We start from the raw sequence: 23289 nt of genomic DNA, 5'->3' as shown, positions 1-23289 counted from the left end.
TTCTGGTCACAGTGGTGCGGTTACTTGGAAATGACTCCCAGACGGAACTTGAAGGACGGATCCAGCGTCTTGTCGACGCCGTTCACGCCACTTCCCACCACAGCCACCTGCGCACCCTGGAGCAGGGGCAGCGTGGAAATGTCCTTGGCGAGGGCATTCTGGACATCCTTGATGGCCGACTCGCGGCTGGTCTTGTCCGCATCAGTGAGCTGCTTGCTGATCAGTTCGTTCACGGTGGCGTTGTTGTAGTGGTTCTTCAGGAAGCCACCCTCCGGGAAGAACGGAGTCAGGTAGTTGTCGGCATCGCTGAAGTCCGGGAACCAGCCGAACTGGAACAACGGGTATTCATCGGCACGGCTGGCCTTGCTGTAGGTGACCCACTCGGTGGACTGCAGGTTCACTGTGAAGAGGCCGGACTTCTCCAACTGCTCCTTGACCATGGCGTACTCATCGCCCGAGGATCCGCCGTAGTGGTCCGGGTTGTACTGGAGGTTCAGGGCCACGGGTTCGGTGATCCCGGCGTCGGCCAGGACTTTCTTGGCCTTGTCCAGGCTCGGCTTGCCGGCATCACCATAAGCGTCCTTGAACGACTCGTTGGCGCCCAGGAATCCACTCGGAACGTTGGAGTACAACGGCAGGTAGGTGCCCTTGTAAACCTGGTCGGCGATTGCCTGGCGGTCAACAAGGTTGGCCACGGCCTGGCGTACGGCCAGCGCCTTGGCCGGGTCCGCGCCCGCTGCCTTGGTTCCGTACGGCATGGTGTCGAAGTTGAACGTGATGTAGCGGATTTCGCCACCGGGCCCCGTGAGTACCTTGACCTTGGAGTCCTTGCGGAGATCGTCGATGTCGGTCGCGCTCAGGCTTCGGAAAGCAACGTCAATGGCTCCCTGCTGGATTTCCAGCTTCAGGTTGGTGGGACTGGCGTAGTACTTGATGGTGGCTGCATCGTTTGCCGGCTTCCCCAGAACGCCCTGGTAGTCCGCGAACGCTTTGAAGCTGACGAGCTCATTCTTCTTGTAGCTGTCAATGGTGTACTGGCCATGGAACGCGTTGGCCTTGATGATCTCGTCGTCGGAGAGCACTTTGTCTGCCGGGAAGACTTCGTCGTCGATGATCGGCGCGGCAGGGCTGCTGAGGATCTGGCTGAACGTTTGGTCGTTGGCGTTCTTGAGCTTGAACACCACGGTGGTGGCGTCGGGCGCAGTGACGCTCTCGATGTTGGTCAGCAACGACGCCGGACCAGCGGGGTCATTGATCGCCACCTGGCGGTCAAACGAGAACTTGACGTCCTTGGAATCCAAGGTGTGGCCATTGGCCCACTTCAATCCGGATTTGAGCTTGACCGTGTACTCGGACGGCGTCGTGAACGACGACGATTCCGCGAGGTCGGGCACGGGTTCCGCGCCACCGGGCTTGGAGTTCAAGAGGAAGGAATAGATCTGGTTCATCACCATGAACGAACCGTTGTCATAGGATCCAGCGGGGTCCAGTGACGTGACCTTGTCTGTGGTGCCGTAGGCGATGGGGCCTGCGGCGGCCGGGGCGGACGAGGAGCCGCCGCCGGAGGGTCCCGTGCATGCCGTCAGGGCGAGCGCGGAAATGCCCGCCAGCGCGATAGCGCCGTGCAGGGCCTTCTTGTTCAGTGCCATCTGATGAACCTTCTGTTCGATGGATTCGGCGCGCCGCCGTGGGATATTTGTGACGGCGCACACTCTTAGTGCCTCGATTCAACCAGACTTCGCTGGCCGCGAACCCTCATTTTAGTGATTTGAGACACAAAATTTACTTTCCAGTAGCTTTCTTCGAGTGCCTCCCGGCCATTGCTCCGGGTGACGCGCCGGAATATCGTAGGTCCCGAGTCCCCACTCACTGAAAGACCGCCCAAAGGACAAGCACATGAGCAAGGCAGCACTTTGTGTAGGGATCAACAAGTTCAAGTTTCTACCCCAAGCCAGCTGGCTCAACGGCTGCGTCAACGATGCCGAAGACCTGGCAGCCATGCTTGAAAAACACTATGGCTTCGAAGGTTCCAACATCACTGTGCTGCGGGACGCCAAAGCGGTGAAAAAAACAGTCATGGCGGCGCTCAACTCGTTGGTGGACGCTGCCGTGGCGGGTACCGCCACCCACATCGTGTTCACCTTTTCCAGCCATGGAACCCAAGTGCCGGACACCAGCGGCGACGAAAGCGACCGCTTGGACGAGGCCTTTGCGTGTTACGACATCAACAACCTCGGTGATCGCTGGGATGCCGCCACGGTGATCACCGACGACGAACTGGCAGCCTTGTTTGCCCGGCTGCCCAAGGGTGTCCTGATGGATGTTGTGCTGGACACCTGCCACAGCGGAACGGGCCTGAAGTCCTTGGACCTCCTTCCCGGACGCCGCCCCCGTTTCCTGCCGGCGCCCACGCCCCGGGCAGTCATCGCCAATGAATCCAAGGACACCCGCAGCCTGCGGGACATGGTCAAGACAGCCAAGCTCTCCGCACCGGTTCTGATGGCAGCCTGCCGCTCAGACCAGACCGCTGCCGACGCCTTCATAGAGGGACGGTACAACGGCGCCTTTACCTACAACTTCGTGAAGGCCCTCATGGGTGACGGTACGGTGGCGCGGGCCGAGATCCTGAAACAGGTCAGCAAGGGCCTCAAGTCCGGCGGATTCGATCAGATCGCCCAACTGGAAGGCTCGACGGCGGCACGCAAGGCCGCGTGGGGCGCCTGAACAGGGCGCAAGGATAGGGCGCCTGAACAGGGCGCAAGGATGGGGCCGCTGGCTGCCGGAAGCTTAGTCCCCGGTGCCGTGGAACTTATCCCGGACTCCGGAGGAGGCGGCCTCCTCCGCATCGTGGTGCTGGTCCGAACCGAACATCTGCCCTTGACGTTCCCTGTCCATCACGGGCTTGAGGGCCGCATACACCAGCCGGCCACCGGCGTCGAAGCGCAACAGCCCTCCCCCACGGATGTCCACGAAGTCCCTCCGGGTTTTCAAGCCAAGGCGCACATACGCTTCCCGTCGGCTCATCCGGACCGTCTGGATGAACGAGGCTCCTATCTCGGAAATGATGAATCCATCCGGGGATACACGCTCAGAGGTACGTACACGCGTGGAACTCAAGGGTGTTCGCCGCTCCAGCCGCGCCGCCTCCAGGAGCCGGGGATTTTCCCAGACAAAGCGCTGCACTTCCTGGGGATCCGAGCCGAGGGCCGAAAGCCTGATGGGGTAGCGGAGCCCCTGGTAGTTATCCACGCCGCTGATGTTGTTCAAGGAGACCCGACGTATCCCGATGGCGGAGAACTCGGTTTGGATCGCCTCGCGGTATCCGTAATTGTCTTCGGGAACCATGTCGAGGTCGGCCGCGATGATGCCGCGGAGGAGATCCCGCCACGAGACGTCCACGGGTGGCATGTAGGAAAGTCCGCGGATCACCATCCGCAGGACCCGGGTGGCCACAACCGAGCCTGATTCGGCCTTTTGTTGCAGGCCTTGGCCGTGGCCGAATCTCGCGTTCCGCTCCGACCACAGCCGCTGGACGGCCCGGAGCACCGCCCCTACCACCACGGCACCCCGCGCATGCGGTTCCGGCAGTGACTGCCAGTCGTCCGGCACGGAGCCAACGAAGGGCTCGCGCAGTGGCCCGCGGGCAAAGAGATCACGCGCAAAATCAAAAAGGGACCGCATCAGGATCGCATCATCAACTACTTGCCCGGCCTCAAACCCACCACCGGCCGCCTCAAGCTGCCGCGACACCACGTCGCGGGAAGAAAAGACGGAAAGGATGGCCACGAGGTCGGCCAAGGCCTCGTGCATGGCCAACTGCTCCATGGTGGCCATGTGGTCGGCCCACGCCGGCCGGAACCCGTCCAGGATGGCATGGGTCACTTCGTGGGCGACGATGTCCCGGTAGAGGGCTGTGGGGACCTTGTATCCCATCCGGTCCACGGAACCGAAGCGGATGATGTTGGTTCCCCGTTCGTAGCCGGTGTCAGTGGCGGTGACCAGATCCCGCGCTTTGAGGACCACACGCCCTTCCGGATTCCAGGGCATGCGCCTGCCGAGCGTCGTTTCAAAGATGTCCAAGGTGCTCATGGCTACGCCGTAGACGTGCTGCGCCAGGAAACGTGTGTCATCCAGGAGCTCACGCAAACCCGCCGCCGGAGGTTCCGAGATCAGCTGCCAGGGATCACCCTGCTGCGTCAACGTCACCGGGGACACACTGGTTCCACGCCACTTCCTGATGTGGATGGAGTAGCGGTGGCCGGTAGGACCGCGCCTGAGGCGTTCAACGGGGATACGGACCTGTGCCGTCAGTGGAGGTGCTCCCGGGGCACCGATAGGCCCCTCGGCCAGAACGGTCACCGAGACCATCTGCCCGGCTTTGATGTCTCCCGGGCTCTTTTTTGGAAATGCCACAGTCATCGCCGTCCCGAATGCGGACCCCAAACACCGCAGCGGAAGCGCTGCTTAGCCCAGTATGGAGGCGCCCCATTCCGGAGGCAATGGGTCTTGCGGGCAAGAGCTCCTAGAGAGCCACGCGCTGAAGGGAACGGGCGGCGTCGATGGTTGCCTGCCCCAAAACCCGGCTGCCCTGGTAAAGGACCACCGTCTGTCCCGGGGCCACACCGCGCAGCGGGTCGGTCAGGGTGACAACGAGTTCGGCCCGCTGAACGCCTGATTCGTCGTCAACGGTTTCCACGTGTGCACGTGCAGGTACGGGATCCCCGTGCGCCCGTACCTGGGCGTGGCAATCGAACTCCGCACCAGTAGCAACTTCGGAGATGGGCAAACCTGCCCACGAAACCTTGATGCCCCGGATCTCGTCGATGGCGAGCAAGGCTTCGGGTCCCACCACCACTTTGTTTTCCTTGGGACGGATCTCCAGGACAAAGCGCGGCTTACCATCAGCGGCCGGCGTTCCCAGCTTCAATCCGCGGCGCTGTCCCACAGTGAAGGCGTTGGCACCGGGATGTTCGCCTACCTTGGCCCCGGACTCGTCAACGATGTCGCCGGTGGTCATCTCAATCTTTTCGGCCAGCCAGCCACGGGTGTCGCCGTCGGAGATGAAGCAGATGTCGTGGCTGTCCGGCTTGTTGGCCACGGACAGGCCCCGCCGCTCAGCTTCCGCACGCACTTCTGCCTTGGACGGAGTGTCCGCCAGCGGGAACATGGAGTGCTTGAGCTGCTCATGGGTCAGGACGCCCAGGACGTAGCTCTGGTCCTTGGCCCAATCCGCCGCGCGGTGCAGCTCCCGGTTGCCGTCGGCGTCTTCGATCACCTTGGCGTAATGCCCGGTGCATACGGCGTCGAAGCCAAGCGCAATGGCCTTCTCCAGCAGGGCAGCAAACTTGATGCGCTCGTTGCAGCGCATGCAGGGGTTAGGCGTCCGCCCCGCAGCGTATTCGTCAATGAAGTCCTGGACGACGTCTTCCTTGAAGCGCTCCGAGAAGTCCCACACGTAGTAAGGGATTCCCAGGACGTCGCAGGCCCGCCAGGCATCACGGGAGTCCTCGATGGTGCAACATCCCCGGCTTCCGGTACGCAGGGTGCCGGGCATGCGCGACAACGCGAGGTGGACTCCGACGACGTCGTGTCCGGCCTCGACGGCGCGGGCGGCGGCCACGGCGGAGTCAACTCCGCCGCTCATTGCTGCAAGTACTCGCATGCTGGCTTTCTGTGGTGGGGGCTGTGGCAACGGTCCGGCTCAGACCAGCCGGCGTGCCCATCCATTCTAGCCTGCAATACCATGACTCCACTAAATTCCTTGACCTGCCCCACCAAGGCCACCGCTACAAGGACGTCGCTGATCCCTGCCGCGCCACTGTTGCCGCCGTCTGGATACTGGACTCGTGGCCGGCCATTCCTGCCTGCCGTGCCCGTGAGCATGCCTCGGGAAGAGCCTTCAGCAGCGAGTCCACATCCGCGTCCGTGGAGCTGTGCCCCAAAGTGAAGCGCTGGGCGCCACGGGCAGTATCCTCGTCCAGGCCCATGGCCAACAGCACGTGGGATGGGCGCGGGACTCCTGCCGTACAGGCAGAGCCGGTGGATGATTCAACGCCTGCCAAGTCAAGGAGGAAGAGAAGCGAATCGCCTTCGCACCCCGGAAACGTGAAATGGGCATTTCCCGGAAGCCGGCCCTCTCCCACAGCACCCCGCAGCACTGCGTCAGGCACGGCAGCCCGGACGCCATCGATCAGACGGTCCCGCAACGCGCTGAGCCGTTCCCGCTCTTCGGCCAGGCTCCCGGTGACTGACTCAGCCGCGGCGGCGAATGCCGCAATGGCCGGGGTGTCCAGGGTTCCCGAACGAACATCACGTTCCTGGCCGCCACCGTGCTGTACCGGCGTCAATTTCACGGCCCTCCCCAGGAAGAGCGCGCCAACGCCCACCGGACCGCCAAGCTTGTGCCCGGACACCGACATTGCTGAGAGTCCGCTCCCCCGGAAATCCACAGGGACCGAACCGAAAGCCTGAACAGCGTCGGAGTGGACCGGGATTCCATGGGGCTTTGCGAGGTCAACGATCTCCGCAACTGGTTGGATGGTGCCCACTTCATTGTTGGCCCACATGATGGTGACGAGTGCAATGGATCCGGGATCCCGCTCGATCTCCCGTTGGAGGACCTCGAGCTGTACGGTGCCTGACTCATCGACGGGCAGCCACACAACGTCCGCACCTTCGTGCCGCTCCAGCCACTCCACAGTGTCAAGGACCGCATGATGTTCGACGGCGGAGCACAGGACCCGCGTCCGGCGGGGGTCCTCGTCCCGGCGTGCCCAGAACAAGCCCTTGACGGCCAAATTGTCCGCTTCGGTTCCACCCGAGGTGAAAATGACCTCCGAAGGGTGGGCGCCGGCTGCGGCGGCCAGCATTTCACGTGCTTCCTCTACGGCCCGCCGGGCGCGACGTCCCGCTCCGTGCAGCGAGGACGGATTGCCGGTTCGCGCCAGCTCCCGCGTCATGACAGCGAGCGCCTCAGCCGACAGGGGCGTGGTGGCAGCGTGATCGAGGTATACAGGCACCTTGCCATTCTACCGGTGGGACTGGGGACGCAGCGGTCCCTTTCGCGGCCACGATGCATGCAGCACAGGCTGCTTAACTTGGCGGGACCACCACAAGCTGGGCCGCCGCTTCAGCACGGGCCTTGTCCAAGGAACCGTCATCCGGGCAAGCCACCGAGATATACACCGACGACGCCGGAACACTGAACAACCGGGCCATCACCACGGCCGCGTTGCCGCCCGATGCGGCTGACGATTCCAAAGCGAGGAATTCCACGTTGTGCTGCGGCTTATCCGAGTCCTGCCCCCACCGCAGCGACACCGGCTTCAGGTTATCCACCGCAAGGCCGGGATCAAGGTAACGGAAGAGCTCCTTGGTGGAGGCCGCGTCATCCTCCGCGACGGTCAAGGGACCCTGGTTGACGCTGACGCGGGCTGCCAGGGTGCAACCATCATTCTTCCGATACCGGACTTCGCCCTGAAGGCCGGAATGCACCACAGTCCACCCCGGAACTTCTTCCAGCCGGGTGGAGACCGTCACCGGATCCCCCGGAGCCAACGTCTTCCCAGCTGCCAACGGCAAGTCCTTCGCCGCAACAGCGGCCGCATCATGCCCGGGCGTGATGCTGGGCGTCGCCAGCGTGGACTCCGACGGCGACGGTTTGGGCGCCGCTGGATCAGGAACGTTAACGGTGCAGCCCGCCATCACGGCGCCAACGGCCGCCAGGGCAGCAATCCCAGCCACCCGTCGTCGAACGTTTCGCGCCACCATCGCTCCTTATCCCCTGCCCTGCCGGATGGCATGGCATCTGCCGCGATCGAGTCTAGCCGTCAGGCCCGCCTAGGCGAGGACCCGCAGCGCACCTGGAACAATATCGACGTCGACAGGCAACGCACCGATGCGCTCGCCGTCCGCATACGCCACCACGCCTTTCGCCTCCAACCGCACCTTCCGGACGCGCCTGATCTCCACGGCGGGGTGGCTGGTGTGCCTGCCGGCAAAAACTTTTGGAAATACCGCGAGGAATCGTAGCCGTGACAAGGGTTTGACCACAAAGAGATCCAAGAAGCCGTCGTCGGGCGAAGCGTCCGGGGTGATCCGCATGCCGCCGCCGATGTATTGCCCGTTCGCCACCGAAATCAGCAACGCCGGCTGGCGCCAGGTCACGTCATCGGCAGTCACCGTATAGTCGATCTGCCGGAAGGAACCCAGCTCCACGAGCATCGCCAGGTTGTAGCGGCCCTTTCCGCGAGGCCAGCGCCACGAGTTGGCCCGTTCGTTGACTGCGGCGTCGAATCCGGCCGAGAGAACTCCGGCAAAATAGGTGGTCTGCCCATCCACAGCAATCCGTCCGGCGTCGATGGTCCGTCCACCTGACACCATGGCGGCCAGGATGAGGCGGCAGGCAGCGGCGGTGTCATGAAGCGGCAATCCCAGGAGTCGGGCAACATCGTTACCCGTTCCGCTGGGAACGATACCCAGGGCAACGTCCCGACCGGCGAGCGCGTTGACCCCCAGATGAACCATGCCGTCACCTCCCACCACCACCAGGGCGTCTACTGCGGTACCGGAAAGGGTTTGGGCTACAAGCCGCTGCAGGGCGTCGTAACCATCCGCTTCGAGGACGACGACGTCCCGTCCGGCGGCGCGGAACTGTGCTGCGGCGTGGTCCCCGGCATTGCGGGTCCGGCCAAAGGAAGCCGCAGGGTTTACCGCCACAGCGATCGTGCCCGCCGTGCTGGAGGGGTTCATGGCTGCCGGTGGGGTCACAGCGTGAATTATGCCAGCCGGGAACCACCCGCCCCGATACCAACGTTCACATAGTGGCTGGATAAACTGGCCACTACCGCGCCTCCTTGGAGCGCACCACCTTTAGAGAAGGGCCCGTGCTTGGCCGACGGCAGCAGTTCGCACTATCAGGTTCTCCGTGTTTCCGTCACAGCTACGGACAAGGAGATCAAGGTCGCCTACCGCAAGGCTGCCCGGAAGGCGCACCCCGACCACGGCGGAGAAGCCGAAATGTTCCGGCGCGTCACTCTCGCCTACGAAACCTTGATCGACCCTCAGCGGAGGGCTGAATACGATCGCAGGTACGCCAGTGGCTCCTCTGGCCGCGGCCAGCCGCAGCCCGGGGACTACACGGGCGCCGCAGCGCCGGGCCCTTTCGCCACGGGCAGCGTCAGACGACCCCAGTCCCAGCGCAACACAGCAGGTGATCCCCCTGTCTACGTCCCGGCCTTCGACGAACCCGATGAAGTGCCGCTCATTTCTGCTGCGGAAGCAGCACAGCAGGTCCATGGGTTACCGCGCAAGCGTGGCATCTTTGGTGCCGAAGCACGGATCCAACGGGAAATGCGTACCGTCCAGCTCATCAGCAGGCAGGTCCTGCCTGCCATTCCTGCGGCCCGGCTCATCAACGGTCTCCGCTCGCCGTCGGACAACAACCACATCGACCACGCTGTTCTGTCCGGCTACCGGCTGGCCTTGGTGGGTTCCATGCTCCTCCCCAAGGGTGCCTACGCCTGGGATGGACATTCGCTGCGGCATGGCGGACGATCCGTCGCTCCCCCGCAGCTTGCCCACATTGTCCGGCATATGCAGGACATCTTCCCTGAACTCAATGTGACCGGATGGGTTGTCTTGCACAGTCCCGATGGCAACCTGCACGAACCGGTGATCGACCAGTATGGCAAAGGCCAGTCCAGCAACAGTGCCGTGGAAGTAGTCAACGCGGCCGGGCTGGTCAGGGGTCTGAAGCAGTTCCTGAGCTCGGGGCCGGCGCCCAACACCGTGGTGGTTCCGGTTTTGGCGCGGCTGCTGCGCGGGATGCACTAGGCGATCGTGCCACCGGAGGCAGGTCTTGGCTGGCTAAGATGGAACAGTGTTCCGCATCCTCTTCCACACCCCTGAAATCCCGGGCAACACGGGCAACGCCATCCGCTTGGCCGCCATCACGGGAGCCGAGCTCCATTTGGTGGAACCCCTCGGCTTCGACTTTTCCGATGCCAAGCTTCGCCGCGCCGGCCTGGATTACCACGACCTTGCGGTGGTGACCGTTCATAAGGACATCGACGCCGCGTGGGAGGCCCTGCAACCGGAACGCGTCTTCGCCTACACGTCCGACGGCGAAACGTCCTATACGGATATCAGCTACCGTGAGGGCGACGTCCTGATGTTCGGGCCCGAGTCGGTTGGCCTGCCTGACTGGCTGAAGCAGGACCCGCACGTCACCGCCCGTGTCCGCCTTCCCATGAAGCCGTCACTTCGTTCGCTCAATTTGGCCAATGCTGCCTCGATCGCCGTGTTCGAGGCCTGGCGCCAGAACGGGTTCGCAGGCGCCAAGGTGTAGCCCATCCAAGGGCGCCACGGCACCGAATACCTTATGCAGGGACAGGTCCTGCATCAGGACATTCGTTGAGGGAGCATTCGTGAGCGCGCTGCAGACCAGGGTGACAACGGTAGACCGCTGCGCCGCCACGCCCGCAACACCATATGGCCGTGCTGCCGGTTTCAAACGGGACGACATATGCTGGACAGTGATGGACATCCCCAACAACCCCGGACCCCCGGTCTTCGAGGCCACAGGCAACGCGACAGACTTGAATACTCAGTTGACTGCCTTGCTCGAGCTCGTGGCTGCCGGTGACCAGCCGGCTTTTGCCGAGTTCTACCGCCTGACCTCACGGCGCGTCTTCGGCATGGCCAAGCGCGTCCTGATAGACCCGGATCTGAGCGAGGACGCCACCCAGGAAGTTTTCCTCCAGGTGTGGCAGGGCGCAAGCAAATTCGATCGCGCTGCCGGAACCCCGCTGGCGTGGCTCATGACCATCGCCCATCGCCGCGCCATTGACCGCGTCCGTACCGTGCAGGCTGCCACCGACCGCGAGGCCAGATACGGCGCAGCAAGCCAGGACCCCGATCGGGACCTGGTGGCAGAGGAAGCCGACACCAACCTGGAAGCTGAAGCAGTCAGCCGATGCCTCGGCACACTGACCGACACCCAGCGCGAATCCGTCCGCCTTGCCTACTACGGCGGCCTGACTTACCGGGAAGTCGCCGAGCACCTGGGCGCCGCCGTCCCCACCATCAAGTCCCGCATCCGTGACGGGCTGCTGCGCCTCAAGACCTGCCTGGGGGTGGCTTGATATGAGCGAGAACACCAGTGGAGGCTTTATCCGCCGAATGTTTGCCAACGACATCGCTACCGACCTCGCCGAGGGACGCGTCCTCGAGCTGGCTGAGATCTATGCTCTGGACGCCGTCAGTGACGACGAACGGGCCATGATCGATGACTACGTCAAGGATGCTCCCGAAGGACCTGAATTCCTGGAGCGGGTCCGCGAAGCCCGCGAGACCCTCGCAGTCAGCTTTGCCCCGGAGGAAGCGCCACCAGCCAGGCTCTTCGATAACATCATGGAACGCATCACCACGGATGCTGCCGCCCAAGCGCCTGCCGGGCCGGTTGCCCCGCCGGCGCTGCGTCCCGCCGTCGACGACCTCGCGGCCGCCAGGGCAAAGCGCGAGGAACGCCAGCGCACCGGGGGCGCCCGCAGATGGATCATCGGAGCGGCCGCTGCGGCCGTGATCGCACTCGGTGGCATCGGTGTGGGCGCCTACGTCTCGGTGCAGAACGACCCCGTCAACCAGGTGCTGCAGGCACAGGATGTCCAGCAGAAGTCCGCGCCCGTTCCCGGCGGTGGTACGGCCACCATCTCCGCGTCGTCGGCCAAGGACTCCTTCGTGGTTCTGATGGATGGCGTTGCCCCCGCCCCGGAGGGCAAGGTCTACCAGCTGTGGACCCTGCCCAAGGACGGCTCTGCCCCGGTTCCGCAGGGCACCATGGACGCCCAGACACTTTCCAAGCCGGCCGTGGTCAAGGGCCTTTCCTCGGCATCCTCGGTTGCCATCACCGTGGAACCCACGGGCGGATCAAGTGCCCCCACCACAGACCCTGTCCTGGTGGTCGCGCTGAGCGCCTGACGCTGAACAGGAATTAACGCCCGACGGCGGCCGTCCCACCTTGGGGACGGCCGCCGTCGAGCTTTACGCAGTTGCTTTCGCAGCTATAACACGAGCGACAGAAGCATCACGAAGCCGAACCCGACCACAGAGATCAGTGTCTCCATGACGGACCAGGTCTTGAACGTTTGCCCGACGGTGAGCCCGAACAGTTCTTTGACCAACCAGAATCCGGCATCGTTGACGTGGGACAGGAACAGGGAGCCTGCCCCGATGGCCAGGGCCAGCAAGGCTGCGTGCGTCGGGCTCAGGCTGCTGGCAAGGGGTGCCACGATGCCGGCGGCCGTTACTGTGGCCACCGTCGCAGAGCCCGTGGCGAGGCGGAGTGCCACCGCAACGATGAAGCCGAGGACCAGAACCGACATATTGGCGCCCTCGGCCCATTTCTTCACGGAGTCCCCTACTCCGGCTCCGATCAGGGTCTGCTTGAAACCGCCACCGGCACCGACAATGAGGAGGATCGCCGCGATCGGCCCCAGGCTCTCGCCCAGCTTGGCCGTGATCCTGCTGCCAGTGAAGCCCACAGCGTAGCCGAAGGTGACGATGGCCAACAGCACGGCCAGTGTCATGGCCACCAAAGGCTGGCCCACAAAATCAAAGAAGATCCGGAGGGCAGGCGCTGTCTCCGGGTTCGGCCAGATGATGCCGCCCAAAGCCTTCAGCAGCATCAGCACCACCGGGAAGATGATGGTCAGCAGCGTCACCAGGAACGATGGCTGGCGCTTGACCTCACTCAGGTCGGCCGCATGCTGGGTGTCGATGCCGCCGGCTACGGCCGGAGCATCAACGGGCACCCACCGCGCGGCGAGCCGGGAGAAGAGCGGGCCACAGATGATGACGGTGGGAATCGCCACGAGGATGCCCAAGCCGAGTGTTGTTCCCAGCTCGGCCTTGACGGCGCTGATGGCAATCAGCGGTCCCGGGTGCGGCGGTACCAGTCCGTGCAGCACGGACAAACCGGCCAGCGCGGGGATCGCGATGCGCATCAGCTTCATCTTGGACCGCTGGGTGACCAGGACGATCACCGGAAGCAGCAGCACGAGCCCGATTTCGAAGAACATGGGCAAGCCAATGATCACGGCTACCAGGGTGATCATCCAGACCAGCTTGTTGCCGCTGGCTTTGGCCAGCAAGGTGTCCACCACACGGTTGGCGCCACCGGAATCGGCCAGCAGCTTGCCGAGCATGGCTCCGAGCGCAATCAGCAGCCCGACTTCCTTGAGGACACTGCCAACCCCGTCCTCGAAGTTGGTGATGACCTTGCCCAGTTCCACTCCGGAGGCCAGGCCCACGAAGGCAGATCCCAGGACCAGCGCCAGGAACGGGTGGAGCTTCAATTTCGCGATCAGCACCACGATCAGCGCAATGCCCAGTGCGGCGACTACAAGGAGTTGGGTGTCGTGCCCGGTCCATTCCTGCACTTGCGTCGCGGTATCCAGGACCTTCACGAGACGGTCGATTCGGTGTCGGCACCAGCAGGCCGAAGACCCAGCCGCTCAATGACTTCGTCGGCTTCTTCGGCCGGCGATGCGGAAACACACAGCGAGATGTGGTCCTCCTCCTCCGTGGGCTCCTCCAGGGCGTCGAACTGGGATTCAAGGAGCGACGGCGGCATGAAGTGGCCGTGCCTGGATGCCAGGCGATCAGAGATCTTGTCTTTGCTCCCCTGCAGGAAGACGAACACTACGCCTTCGCCGCGGAGAACATCGCGATACTTCTTCTTCAGTGCCGAGCACGTAATAATAGCCGGCGTTCCAGCCTCCACGTGCTCCCGGATCCAGTCCGAAATGATACCCAGCCACGGCCAGCGGTCCTCATCACTGAGGGCTTGCCCGGCCTGCATTTTGGCCACATTCGCTGCAGGATGAAGGTCGTCGCCTTCGGCCAGGTCCCAGCCCAATTTGCCGGCCAGAACGCCGGCGACGGTCGATTTCCCGGACCCGGAGACTCCCATAATCACCAGTACGGGTTGTTGCGCAGTCTTCGCCATCAAAGTCTGCCTTCCTCGAATAAATATGATTTAACCGAGATCAAGCATATGACACGGGTTACACCACGGCAACGTCAGAAGCCGGCGATGGTGCTCGATCCGTTCACCGACACCACATGGAAGCCCTCAGCGCTGGTCCCGGCAGGCAGCCCCGCACGTTCTCCGTTGGCCAGCATCAAGCCCCTGACAACACGCTCCATGCCGTCAATATCGGGATGCTGGCTAGCATGGATACGGATGGCTTCCAGCTTGGCATCGACCTGGCCCGAGACATCCACAAAGTGGTTCTCCCTGGCCTCCGGGCTGGAAATAAACCACAGCCATGGCAGCTTGAAGGCGCCCAGGCCAGCCTCGGCCAGTTCCGGGTAGGCAAAGGGGTTCTCCACCGCAGGATAGACAGCCCGGGTGACGGCCTCGCCGGCTGCGAGGTGATCCGGATGGCTCTTCTGGAGGCGATCCCAGTTACGTTCCGGGTGCATGGTCACCACGATGTCCGGACGGATTTCCCGGATCAGTTTCACAATCTGCTTGATGACGCCATGCGTCGGTTCAAGATAGCCATCGCGCTCGTGCAGATAGTGGATATCGCTGACGCCCACCAAGGCGGCTGCCTGCTTCTGCTCCTCCGCGCGGAGCTCGATGATCCGTTCCCTGTCCACCGGATCAAAGCCTCCGGCATCGCCGTCAGTCATGATGCAATAGCTGACCTCGACGCCGGCCGCGGTCCACGCCGCAATAGTACCGGCGGCGCCGAAGTCGATGTCGTCAGGATGGGCAGTAAAACAAAGCACCCGCTCAACGCGCTCCGAGGAGGCGTCGAACGGGCTCTTTGCTGACGAAACGCCAGGAGACAAAGGGATCAGCCTTTCCGCTTCTTGATCTCGGCAGCAGCCTGCGGGAGGACCTTGAAGAGGTCACCGATGATGCCGTAGTCGGCAATTTCGAAGACCGGCGACTCCGCGTCCTTGTTGATGGCCACAATGACCTTGGAGGTCTGCATGCCGGCCTTCTGCTGGATGGCTCCGGAGATGCCGGCCGAGATGTAGAGCTGGGGCGAAACCGTGACACCGGTCTGGCCCACCTGCGCGTCGTGTCCGATCCAGCCTGCGTCGGTAGCAGCGCGGGATGCACCCACTGCGGCACCCAGTGCATCTGCAAGCTCTTCCACGGGACCGAAGTCGCCGTCCACGCCACGACCGCCGGCCACGACGATCCGGGCTTCGCTGAGGTCCGGCCGGCCACTGACCGGCTTCTCGGACCGCGACGCGATGCGTGCAGAGTTCGCCAAGGCGTCCGCCGGAACGTCAACCGTGACAGTTGAAGGAGTTCCCGCTGCACCGGCCGGTGCAGGCTCAACGTTGTTTGCCTTGACCGAAAGAACCGTCACCGAAGTGGTGGCCTTTGCCGTGGTGTTGTAAGAGCCTGCGAGAACCGACTTGTGCGCGGTGCCATCAGCCTCCACGCCCACGACGTCGGTAATAACGCCGGCGTTGAGTTTGATACCAAGCCTGCCCGCAATTTCCTTGCCCTCCGGCGAGTTGTCCAGGAGCACGGCTGTTGCTCCCGACGCGTGCACGGCAGCGGCGAGGTAGGCGGCCTTCGGGCCCACCAGGTAGTTGTCGAGGTCCTCCGCCGACGGCTGGTAAACGGTGGCGACGCCGTAGGCACCCAAGGTGGCGGCGACGTCGTCGTGCAGCTCACCGGTGAACGCGACGGCGGTCTCGCCCACTGAGCGGGCGATGGTCAGGAGCTCCAGGCTGCTCTTCTTGAGAGCTGCTCCCGGGTTATCAATGAAAACAAGTGCATTTGCCATAGTTGCGATCCCCTTTAGAGCAGCTTCTGTGCGGCGAGGAAGTCGACCAGCTTGATGCCGGCGTCGCCGTCGTCGGTGATGATGGTGCCGGCTGTCCGCGGCGGGCGGGCCTCCGCAGACTCCACCACGGTCCAGGAGCCGGCCAAGCCCACCTGCGAGGCGTCAACACCGATGTCGGCCAGCGACAGGGAGGCAATCTTCTTCTTTTTGGCCGCAAGGATGCCCTTGAAGTTGGGATAGCGCGGCTCGTTGATCTGGTCTGTCACCGAGACAACGGCAGGAAGCTGCGCTTCCACGGTTTCAGAGAAAGCGCCGGCATCACGGCGGGCCGTGACCTGGCTGCCGGCAACCTCCAGGCTTGAGGCAAAGGTGACCTGCGGGAACTGCAAGCGCTCGGCCAGCTGGGCCGGGATCAGCGACGTCTCACCATCAGTGGACGCCATGCCGGTCAGGACCAGGTCCACCGGGCGGCCATCAGCAGAAAGGTAGCGGATGGCGGCTGCGAGAGCCAGGGAGGTGGCCGCGGCATCCGAACCGGCCAAAGCATCATCGCTCAGGTGCACGCCCGAGTACGCACCGATCTGGAGCGACTTCTTCACCGCATTAACGGCGCCGGCCGGTCCCATGCTCAACGCGATGACCTCGTTGCCGGCTTTTGGTCCGCCACGTTCCTCGGCCAGCTGCAACGCTGCCTCAAGTGCGTACTCATCCAGCTCGGACAAGATGCTCTCGTCACGGTCGGTTGTGTTGCCAGGTCCGGTGATGTGCCGGTCGAACTGCGCGTCCGGGACGTGCTTGACCAGAACGACAATCTTCAATGTCTCTTCCACTGTCTTCGAAGCAGCCTTCCATGCTTGTGGACGGCCAACCGCAACAGCGTGGCCGTGTATTGCCCAGCGCGTGGGCTCGTCCTAGCTAAGCATATTGCCCGCAGAAAACCACTCCCCGCGTTAACCCCTGTTTCAGATTCCTCTGGCCGGCGTCGTCGCTTGAGTACCGGGAACGGCGCGACGGCGGGCGCCACCCGTGAGGTGACGCCCGCCGTCGTACGCTGTTCCTGCCTATTGCTGGGCAGCGTCGAGGGTGACCTCGACCTCTTGGCTCTGGCCACCGCGCTGAATGGTGACCTTGACCTTGGCACCGGCAGGCTGCTCGCGCACAGCGGCCGTCAGCTGGTTCGGGTCACTGACCGTGTAATCGCCGAACTTGGTCACGACATCGCCCACCTTGAGCCCGGCCTTCGCTGCGGCCGAGCCGGTGGTCACCGCGGCAACCTCGGCACCCACGGAGAATCCCGAATCGCTGCCCGTAGACGACTTGGAGCGAACCGACACACCGAACTGTCCGTGGCTGGCCTTCCCTGAGTCGATGATTTCCTGGGCTACGCGCTTGGCGTGATTGATCGGCACGCTGAAGCCAACGCCGATATTGCCGGTGGAGGAATCGGAGGTGCCACTGCCAGCAGAGGCGATCGCAACGTTGACACCAATGACTTCGCCCTTGTTGTTCACCAGCGCCCCGCCGGAGTTGCCCGGGTTGATGGCCGCGTCAGTCTGGATGACATTGATGGCGATGGAGCCTTCATTGGCTGTGCGCTGGCTCTGGCCGCCGTTGGGGGGCGCGAACTGGAAGCCCTCGTCGTCGCCCTGACTTTCGTCAGGCGTTCCCTCCGGCACCGCCGACGAAGCAACGCTGATGGTCCGGTTGAGCGTGGAGACAATGCCATCCGTCACCGTACCGGTGAGGCCCAGCGGCGAACCGATGGCGACGGCGGTGTCCCCCACGTTGATCTTGGAAGAGTCACCGAGTGTTGCGGGAACCAGTCCGGAAGCGTCGCTGACCTTGATCACGGCGAGGTCTGACAACGGGTCAGTGCCCACCACGGTGGCCTTGAGAACCTTACCGTCGTTGGTCCGCACCTCAATGGCGGCGTTGGCCGTTGCGCCGTCGAGCGTCACAACGTGGGTGTTCGTCAGGATGTGGCCCTGGTCATCGAGGATGATGCCGGAACCGGTTCCACCTTCATTGCCACTGGTTGCCTTGATGGTCACCACGCTGGGCGAAGCCTTGGCGGCAGCCGCGGTGATCACGTTCACGTCATCCTTGTTATTGACGATGACCGTGCTGGACTGTCCACTCGTCGACGCGGCCGGAGCCGGCTGGTCCCAGAGCACATTGCTTCCGGCCACGACGCCGCCACCGATCAGTCCTGCCGCCAGCATGCTGGCTACCAGGGTTCCCACACCGAACGCAGGCTTGCGCTTGGTGGGACCATTGGCGTCGGCGGGAGCGTGCTGCATTCCAGGACCGTGCTGGCCTTGGGGGCTGGCGCCTCCGCCGTAGAACGGCTGGTGCTGGGGGTAGCTTGGGCGGTGGGCCGGGTCCTGCTGCGGCACGCCGTAGTACTGCGGCTGCTGCGTGGTGGCGTTGTGCTGGGTGGACGGCTGGGCCGGAGCCGCGTGCTGGCTGGCGTGCTGCCCTCCGTGCTGTGCGGTGTACTGCTGGGGTGTGTGCTGGGCCGGGGCCGCGTGCTGGCTGGCGTGTTGCGCCGGGGCGTTCTCCTGGCCGGGCTGGGGCTGTTGCCCGGGGTGGCGCTCCTGGCTTGGCCGGGGCTCCGGGTTTGGCTGGGGCTCCGGGTTTGGCTGGGGCTCCGGGGAGGCATTCGACTGGAAGGCCGGCAGCGGCGTAGTGGGCTGTGCAGCGTTCTCCGCACCTGCCCCTTGCTCTGACGTCCAGGCAGGCTGCTGCTGGGTGGCGGTGGCATCACTGTGGTCGCTGGTGGTGTCCCGCGGCTCTGATGGCTCGCGATCCTCCGGTGCGGTGCCCTGCGCTGGGTTCTCCGTCATGGGTCTTCCTTTCGTCCTTGTCTCCAACAACTATGGACCCAATAACTGGAACAAAAGCGGACGTTCGCTGGGAGCTTCCTGAAAGGCGCACGCGGCCTCTCCGGACTCTTACTGGATTACCTTCAACGGCTGGACAATCCAGCCCGATTCCATATTTCGCTGGTGGCATATTCACCCCTGTGGACGGGTCATGGGGTGCACCATAGAATCAAGAGGAATTGCCACAGCGACCTGCGGCTTTACACCATGCGTGGGGGCGCTGAGCATTCTGTGACGATTGGTACGCCTTGTTCCAGTCGCAGACGTGCTGAAGGGTTGCACATGCGGTCAATAGTTAAACGCGTACTCGCCGTGATCGGCCTGGCTGGAATGTTGGCCTTCCCGGCCACTGCCGCCTGGGCCGCCGATCCGGTGACCATTCCGTCCGGCAAGAACATCGTGGACGACGCCAACCTCTTGGGTGGCCGGACAGGCGAAGTCCAGGAAGCCATCCAAAAGACACTGAAGGACCATAAGTACAACCTGTACGTGGTCACAGTGGACAAGTTCGAGAATCCGACCGATCCTGCCGCCTGGGCCAATGCCGTTGCCAAGAACAGGGGCATGGGCAAGGCTGATGCGATTCTGGCAATTGCCGCTGCCGGCCAGTACACCTTTGTACTGAACTCCGAGAGTTCGATCCGCTCAAAGCAGGCCACCATCATGCAAAACGCTGTGACCGCGAATCTGGCAGGCGGCAAGAAGGACTTCCCCCAGGCAGCCATTGATACGGCTGCGGCCATCGGCGACGCCGCAGGCGGCGGAAGTGGCACAGTGCCCAGCGGAAATGCAGGCGTCGGTGTTCTCGTCGGCGTCGGCGTAGTAGCAGCCGGTGGTGCCGGAACCTACCTCTACCTTCGAAACCGCCGCAAGAAGGGCGGCACCAAGGCCGTCAGCGCCAGCTATGGGCCACAAGGAGAACAGCTTGATCCGCTCGCCGGATTGAGCATCCCGGAACTGCGCCAGAAGAGCGGCTCGCTGTTGATCGAGGCGGATGACGCCATCAAGTCCAGTGAGCAGGAACTCGGATTTGCCCAGGCACAGTACGGTGATTCCGCGATTGGCAACTTCACCAAAGCTCTGGAAGAAGCCAAGGGCCACATGACGGAGTCCTTCAAACTCCAGCAGCAGCTCGATGACCATATCCCTGACACAGAAGAACAGCAGCGGAGCTGGCTCGGGGAGATCATCCGCCGGTCGGAAGCAGCACTGGCTTCACTGCGTGACCAGAAAGCCGATTTCGACTCCTTGCGGGAGCTCGAAAAGAACGCCCCCCAGGCCCTTGCAGCGGTGTCCGCGGGAGCCAAGGACGCGGACTCGAAGATCGCCAGCGCCGAGCAATCGCTCGAGGGACTGCGCGCCAAATACGCCGAGTCCGCATTGACACAGGTCTCCGACAACATCCTGCAGGCTAAAGAGCGTCTTGCGTTCGTGCAGAATGCCGTCACCGCAGCCCAAGAGAAGTTGTCCGCCGGCGAGAGCAGTCTTGCGGCCGTGGCAGTACGTGCTGCCGAGGAAAGCCTGCACCAGACCACCGTGTTGATCGATGCCATCTCCAAGACAGCCGGAAGCCTGGACGAGGCCCGGGCTTCACTGGAAGGCGCAGTGGCTGAAACCAGTCAGGACCTTGCCCAAGCCCGGGCCATGATCCAATCCGGCGAACACCCGGAACTTGCCGGCCCTGTGGCTGGTGTGGAAGCCGCACTTGCGCAGGTCAAAACGGAGATTCAGGGCGGAAAAATCGACCCCATTGCCACCCTTGGCCGTGTGGAGTCCGCCCATCAGGCACTGGACCAGTCCCTCTCCGGGATTCGCAACCAGCAGGAGCAGGCCCGCCGCGCACAAGCATCGCTGCAGCAGACCATCATGGCTGCCCAGGCCCAGATCAGCGCGACGTCCGATTACATCACAGCTCGTCGCGGTGGCGTGGGTACCGAGGCACGGACCCGGCTCGCCGAAGCTCAGCGCAACCTCGACTACGCTCTGTCCATCTCACGGAATGACCCCGTGACCGCTCTCACCTACGCGCAGCAGGCCCATTCACTCGCTGCCCAGGCTGCCCAGCTTGCACAGTCCGACGTGGACCAGTTCGGCTACGCGGACCAGGGGCAAGGATACGGACGCGGTGGCATGTTCGGCGGCGGTGGCGGCGGTGGCGGCCTCGGCGGTGCCATCCTCGGCGGCATTCTCATCAACTCCATCTTCAACGGCGGCGGAGGCGGCTGGGGCGGCGGGAATGACGGCGGAGGCGGCGGTGGCTTCTTCGGCGGTGATTCCGGTAGCGGAGGCGACTTCGGCGGCGGCGGAGGCGACTTCGGCGGCGGAGACTCCGGCAGCTTCTAGCCAGACAGACTAGGTGGGGTCCATGCCCCGCATAGAAGCGGTACAACAACTGATCACTGATTTCAGTGGCACCACTGAGCAGGACGAAAGGCAACACCATGGTTAAGCAGTCCATTTTCGGTCGGATCTCACAGCTCGCCAAGGCAAACATCAATGCTTTGCTGGACCAGGCTGAGGACCCGCAGAAGATGCTGGACCAGATGGTCCGCGACTACACGAACAACATTGCCGAGGCCGAATCAGCCGTGGCCCAGACCATCGGTAATCTCCGGATGCTGCAGGCGGACTACAACGAGGACATCAAGAACGCCCAGGACTGGGGCAACAAGGCCCTCGCGGCATCCCGGAAGGCCGACGAGTACCGCTCCGCCGGCGACCCCGTCGATGCCCAGAAGTTCGACAACCTTGCCAAGGTGGCCATCCAGCGCCAGATGACCGCAGAGTCCGAGGCCAAGGCAGCTGAGCCGAGCATCGCATCCCAGACCGAGGTAGTGGACAAGCTCAAGACCGGGCTCGACCAGATGAAGGGCAAGCTGAACCAGCTCACTGCCAAGCGCAACGAGCTCGTGGCACGCTCCAAGACCGCAGCGGCGCAGTCCCAGGTTCACGATGCCCTCAAGAGCATCGACATCATGGACCCCACCAGCGAGGTAGGCCGCTTCGAAGAGAAGATCCGTCGCGAAGAGGCCAAGGTCCTGGGCCAGCAGGAGCTCGCCAGCTCCAGCCTCGACGCCCAGTTCAACCAGCTGGAGGACCTTGGAGAGCAGACGGAAATCGAGGCCCGCCTTGCAGCATTGAAGTCCGGTGGTTCCAAGCCGGCCATCGGCGCCGGCGCAGCCGCTACCACCGGCTCAACCGTCGACGAAGCTGACTTCGACAAGCTCTAGCACTTAGCGGGCAAAGTGCCCGCGATGTACCGCTGAACCAAGCCGATGGGCCGGATCCTCCAAAGGATCCGGCCCATTTTCTGTGAATGCGTGTATCTAGCCCGCCGCAGTTTGAACCATGGGTTCCTGCCCGGGGCTTACGTCGGTAGCCACTTCAGCACGGATCTCGAACCCTTTCGGATGGAAGTAGGTCACCGTGCATTCCAGCACCTCGCCGTGGGGGCCCAACGTGGTCCGCTCCAGTCGGGGCACCATGGCGAAGCCACGGACGTTGAGAGCGTCTGCGAGGTGCTCCGGGGGCTCATGCATGGTGACAGTGATTTCCGCCCGCTGGAGTGGCTTCAGCGTCCTGTCCTGGATGACTTGGTAGATGGAATTCCGTTCGGCATCCGCAAGGCTGATGTGGCGCCCGATGTGCGAAGGGATGAAGATCTCCGCAATGGCATACGGCCAGCCGGCGCTTGAATACGATCGGCGGATCACCAGGACAAGGTTGTCATCAGAGACCAGTTTTGCCGGCACTGACTTGTCCTTTTCCATCCATTTGTATTCGATAAGGCCTTTGACGGTCTTCATCCCCGCCGCCGTGAACGTCTCCATGAAAGGAGCCAGGCGGTTCAGCATTTTGACCGGACGTTGGGCCATCACGAACGTCCCCTTGCCCTGCCTGCGAACCAACAGGCCTTTGACCACGAGTGTCTCGATCGCCTTCCGGACTGTGGTGCGGCTAATGCCGTACTCGTCCATCAGGGACTCTTCCGTAGGTATCCGGGATCCTGGCTCCAGCCGGCTGACCTGGTCCACCAGAACGTCAGCCACCTGCTGGTAGACAGCAACGGGGCTGTCCCTCTGAAGGACTTCACGAGTGAGGCCTGGATTGCTGTCTTCATTGACCATCGGCCCGTCCCATACCCTTTCATGGCTCAGTAAATCCGGATCCGATGCTAGCACCCGTCATTCCGAAGGCCGGTTAAACAAAAGATCCGGATCAGTGATTACTGATCCGGATCTTTTCTCCAGTTGCGGGGACAGGATTTGAACCTGTGACCTCTGGGTTATGAGCCCAGCGAGCTACCGAACTGCTCCACCCCGCGTCGCAAGATCAACTCTACCGCACCATCCAGGGTGCTTCTGACCATATGGAGGCCATGGTGCCGCAGATCACTTCCACACCCAGGAGCCGGCGGATGCGCGTCGACCTCCGTGATCACTTTCGCGGATACCTCGGGACAATGAATGCAATAGGTCTCCGGGGGGAAACAAAAGATCCGGATCAGTGATTACTGATCCGGATCTTTTCTCCAGTTGCGGGGACAGGATTTGAACCTGTGACCTCTGGGTTATGAGCCCAGC

Annotated in this window: 20 protein-coding genes and 1 tRNA gene; 7 read left to right on the top strand and 14 right to left on the bottom strand. The window is 63.2% G+C overall.

Annotated features, from left to right (window positions below; all coding sequences use genetic code 11):
* Positions 1–20 precede the first annotated feature (20 nt).
* Positions 21–1649, bottom strand: coding sequence for an ABC transporter substrate-binding protein (locus ACIQLI_RS10165; protein ID WP_400387752.1), 1629 nt, complete (start codon positions 1647–1649; stop codon positions 21–23).
* 247 nt (positions 1650–1896) lie between these two features.
* Here ACIQLI_RS10165 and ACIQLI_RS10160 point away from each other — a divergent pair, with 247 nt between their 5' ends.
* Positions 1897–2724, top strand: coding sequence for a caspase domain-containing protein (locus ACIQLI_RS10160; protein ID WP_400387749.1), 828 nt, complete (start codon positions 1897–1899; stop codon positions 2722–2724).
* Positions 2725–2787: 63 nt separating this feature from the next.
* On the opposite strand, the gene ACIQLI_RS10155 is transcribed toward ACIQLI_RS10160, so the two are convergent.
* From ACIQLI_RS10155 to ACIQLI_RS10135, 5 genes are all read right to left on the bottom strand, one after another.
* Complete coding sequence (locus ACIQLI_RS10155; protein WP_400387746.1) at positions 2788–4413, bottom strand: hypothetical protein; 1626 nt, start codon at positions 4411–4413, stop codon at positions 2788–2790.
* 109 nt (positions 4414–4522) lie between these two features.
* Positions 4523–5644, bottom strand: coding sequence for a tRNA 2-thiouridine(34) synthase MnmA (gene mnmA / locus ACIQLI_RS10150; RefSeq protein WP_354228590.1), 1122 nt, complete (start codon positions 5642–5644; stop codon positions 4523–4525).
* Positions 5645–5786: 142 nt separating this feature from the next.
* A complete protein-coding gene (locus ACIQLI_RS10145) occupies positions 5787–7019 on the bottom strand; it encodes a cysteine desulfurase family protein (RefSeq protein WP_354228156.1) in 1233 nt (410 codons plus the stop codon).
* Between the two features lie 73 nt (positions 7020–7092).
* Positions 7093–7770 carry a hypothetical protein gene (locus ACIQLI_RS10140; protein WP_400387743.1) on the bottom strand — a complete coding sequence of 226 codons (678 nt, stop codon included), beginning with the start codon at positions 7768–7770 and terminating at the stop codon, positions 7093–7095.
* A 69-nt stretch (positions 7771–7839) separates the two neighbouring features.
* Entirely contained in the window at positions 7840–8751 is a 912-nt protein-coding gene (locus ACIQLI_RS10135) for a diacylglycerol/lipid kinase family protein (protein WP_400388181.1), read from the bottom strand.
* A 138-nt stretch (positions 8752–8889) separates the two neighbouring features.
* Here ACIQLI_RS10135 and ACIQLI_RS10130 point away from each other — a divergent pair, with 138 nt between their 5' ends.
* From ACIQLI_RS10130 to ACIQLI_RS10115, 4 genes are all read left to right on the top strand, one after another.
* Positions 8890–9834 carry a J domain-containing protein gene (locus ACIQLI_RS10130; RefSeq protein WP_400387740.1) on the top strand — a complete coding sequence of 315 codons (945 nt, stop codon included), beginning with the start codon at positions 8890–8892 and terminating at the stop codon, positions 9832–9834.
* A 46-nt stretch (positions 9835–9880) separates the two neighbouring features.
* Positions 9881–10348 carry a tRNA (cytidine(34)-2'-O)-methyltransferase gene (locus tag ACIQLI_RS10125; RefSeq protein ID WP_311212760.1) on the top strand — a complete coding sequence of 156 codons (468 nt, stop codon included), beginning with the start codon at positions 9881–9883 and terminating at the stop codon, positions 10346–10348.
* A gap of 190 nt (positions 10349–10538) precedes the next feature.
* On the top strand, positions 10539–11144 hold the full coding sequence (gene sigK / locus ACIQLI_RS10120; protein WP_400388179.1) for an ECF RNA polymerase sigma factor SigK: 606 nt from the start codon (positions 10539–10541) through the stop codon (positions 11142–11144).
* Position 11145: 1 nt separating this feature from the next.
* Positions 11146–11979, top strand: coding sequence for an anti-sigma factor domain-containing protein (locus ACIQLI_RS10115; RefSeq protein WP_400387736.1), 834 nt, complete (start codon positions 11146–11148; stop codon positions 11977–11979).
* A gap of 83 nt (positions 11980–12062) precedes the next feature.
* On the opposite strand, the gene ACIQLI_RS10110 is transcribed toward ACIQLI_RS10115, so the two are convergent.
* The 6 genes from ACIQLI_RS10110 to ACIQLI_RS10085 all read right to left on the bottom strand — a co-directional run bounded on the left by ACIQLI_RS10110 (position 12063) and on the right by ACIQLI_RS10085 (position 18667).
* The gene (locus tag ACIQLI_RS10110) at positions 12063–13466 is read right to left on the bottom strand and encodes a gluconate:H+ symporter (protein ID WP_354228143.1); all 1404 of its coding nucleotides are present in this window, start codon (positions 13464–13466) and stop codon (positions 12063–12065) included.
* Entirely contained in the window at positions 13463–14008 is a 546-nt protein-coding gene (locus ACIQLI_RS10105) for a gluconokinase (RefSeq protein ID WP_354228141.1), read from the bottom strand. The genes ACIQLI_RS10110 and ACIQLI_RS10105 overlap by 4 nt, the downstream gene beginning before the upstream one ends.
* A gap of 74 nt (positions 14009–14082) precedes the next feature.
* On the bottom strand, positions 14083–14862 hold the full coding sequence (locus ACIQLI_RS10100) for a PIG-L deacetylase family protein (protein WP_400387732.1): 780 nt from the start codon (positions 14860–14862) through the stop codon (positions 14083–14085).
* Between the two features lie 5 nt (positions 14863–14867).
* Entirely contained in the window at positions 14868–15821 is a 954-nt protein-coding gene (locus tag ACIQLI_RS10095; protein ID WP_400387729.1) for an electron transfer flavoprotein subunit alpha/FixB family protein, read from the bottom strand.
* Between the two features lie 14 nt (positions 15822–15835).
* On the bottom strand, positions 15836–16639 hold the full coding sequence (locus ACIQLI_RS10090; protein WP_354228135.1) for an electron transfer flavoprotein subunit beta/FixA family protein: 804 nt from the start codon (positions 16637–16639) through the stop codon (positions 15836–15838).
* A 243-nt stretch (positions 16640–16882) separates the two neighbouring features.
* Positions 16883–18667, bottom strand: a complete 1785-nt coding sequence (locus ACIQLI_RS10085) for a trypsin-like peptidase domain-containing protein (protein WP_400387725.1) — start codon at positions 18665–18667, stop codon at positions 16883–16885.
* A 321-nt stretch (positions 18668–18988) separates the two neighbouring features.
* Between ACIQLI_RS10085 and ACIQLI_RS10080 the strand changes: the two genes are divergently transcribed.
* A complete protein-coding gene (locus ACIQLI_RS10080) occupies positions 18989–21049 on the top strand; it encodes a TPM domain-containing protein (RefSeq protein ID WP_400387722.1) in 2061 nt (686 codons plus the stop codon).
* A 98-nt stretch (positions 21050–21147) separates the two neighbouring features.
* Complete coding sequence (locus tag ACIQLI_RS10075; RefSeq protein ID WP_089595640.1) at positions 21148–21936, top strand: PspA/IM30 family protein; 789 nt, start codon at positions 21148–21150, stop codon at positions 21934–21936.
* Positions 21937–22032: 96 nt separating this feature from the next.
* Here ACIQLI_RS10075 and ACIQLI_RS10070 read toward each other — a convergent pair whose 3' ends face one another.
* Together ACIQLI_RS10070 and ACIQLI_RS10065 are read right to left on the bottom strand one after the other, a co-directional pair.
* Positions 22033–22833 (bottom strand): GntR family transcriptional regulator, encoded by an 801-nt coding sequence (locus tag ACIQLI_RS10070; RefSeq protein ID WP_354228127.1) that lies wholly within the window; start codon positions 22831–22833, stop codon positions 22033–22035.
* 123 nt (positions 22834–22956) lie between these two features.
* A tRNA-Met gene (locus ACIQLI_RS10065) sits at positions 22957–23030 on the bottom strand.
* Between the last annotated feature and the right edge of the window lie 259 nt (positions 23031–23289).

Source organism: Paenarthrobacter sp. NPDC091669, assembly GCF_044756725.1.
GTDB classification, from domain to species: Bacteria; Actinomycetota; Actinomycetes; order Actinomycetales; family Micrococcaceae; genus Arthrobacter; species Arthrobacter bambusae_C.
Note: the sequence above shows the minus strand (reverse complement) of the source record. Positions and strands in the feature narration are given on the sequence as shown.

Excerpts from the sequence above, each read along its gene's own strand:
- ACIQLI_RS10165 (WP_400387752.1), bottom strand. The coding sequence starts at position 1,649 with ATGGCACTGAACAAGAAGGCCCTGCACGGCGCTATCGCGCTGGCGGGC.
- ACIQLI_RS10160 (WP_400387749.1), top strand. The coding sequence starts at position 1,897 with ATGAGCAAGGCAGCACTTTGTGTAGGGATCAACAAGTTCAAGTTTCTA.
- mnmA (WP_354228590.1), bottom strand. The coding sequence starts at position 5,644 with ATGAGCGGCGGAGTTGACTCCGCCGTGGCCGCCGCCCGCGCCGTCGAG.
- ACIQLI_RS10140 (WP_400387743.1), bottom strand. The coding sequence starts at position 7,770 with ATGGTGGCGCGAAACGTTCGACGACGGGTGGCTGGGATTGCTGCCCTG.
- ACIQLI_RS10135 (WP_400388181.1), bottom strand. The coding sequence starts at position 8,751 with ATGAACCCCTCCAGCACGGCGGGCACGATCGCTGTGGCGGTAAACCCT.
- sigK (WP_400388179.1), top strand. The coding sequence starts at position 10,539 with ATGGACATCCCCAACAACCCCGGACCCCCGGTCTTCGAGGCCACAGGC.
- ACIQLI_RS10115 (WP_400387736.1), top strand. The coding sequence starts at position 11,146 with ATGAGCGAGAACACCAGTGGAGGCTTTATCCGCCGAATGTTTGCCAAC.
- ACIQLI_RS10105 (WP_354228141.1), bottom strand. The coding sequence starts at position 14,008 with ATGGCGAAGACTGCGCAACAACCCGTACTGGTGATTATGGGAGTCTCC.
- ACIQLI_RS10095 (WP_400387729.1), bottom strand. The coding sequence starts at position 15,821 with ATGGCAAATGCACTTGTTTTCATTGATAACCCGGGAGCAGCTCTCAAG.
- ACIQLI_RS10085 (WP_400387725.1), bottom strand. The coding sequence starts at position 18,667 with ATGACGGAGAACCCAGCGCAGGGCACCGCACCGGAGGATCGCGAGCCA.
- ACIQLI_RS10080 (WP_400387722.1), top strand. The coding sequence starts at position 18,989 with ATGCGGTCAATAGTTAAACGCGTACTCGCCGTGATCGGCCTGGCTGGA.
- ACIQLI_RS10075 (WP_089595640.1), top strand. The coding sequence starts at position 21,148 with ATGGTTAAGCAGTCCATTTTCGGTCGGATCTCACAGCTCGCCAAGGCA.
- ACIQLI_RS10070 (WP_354228127.1), bottom strand. The coding sequence starts at position 22,833 with ATGGTCAATGAAGACAGCAATCCAGGCCTCACTCGTGAAGTCCTTCAG.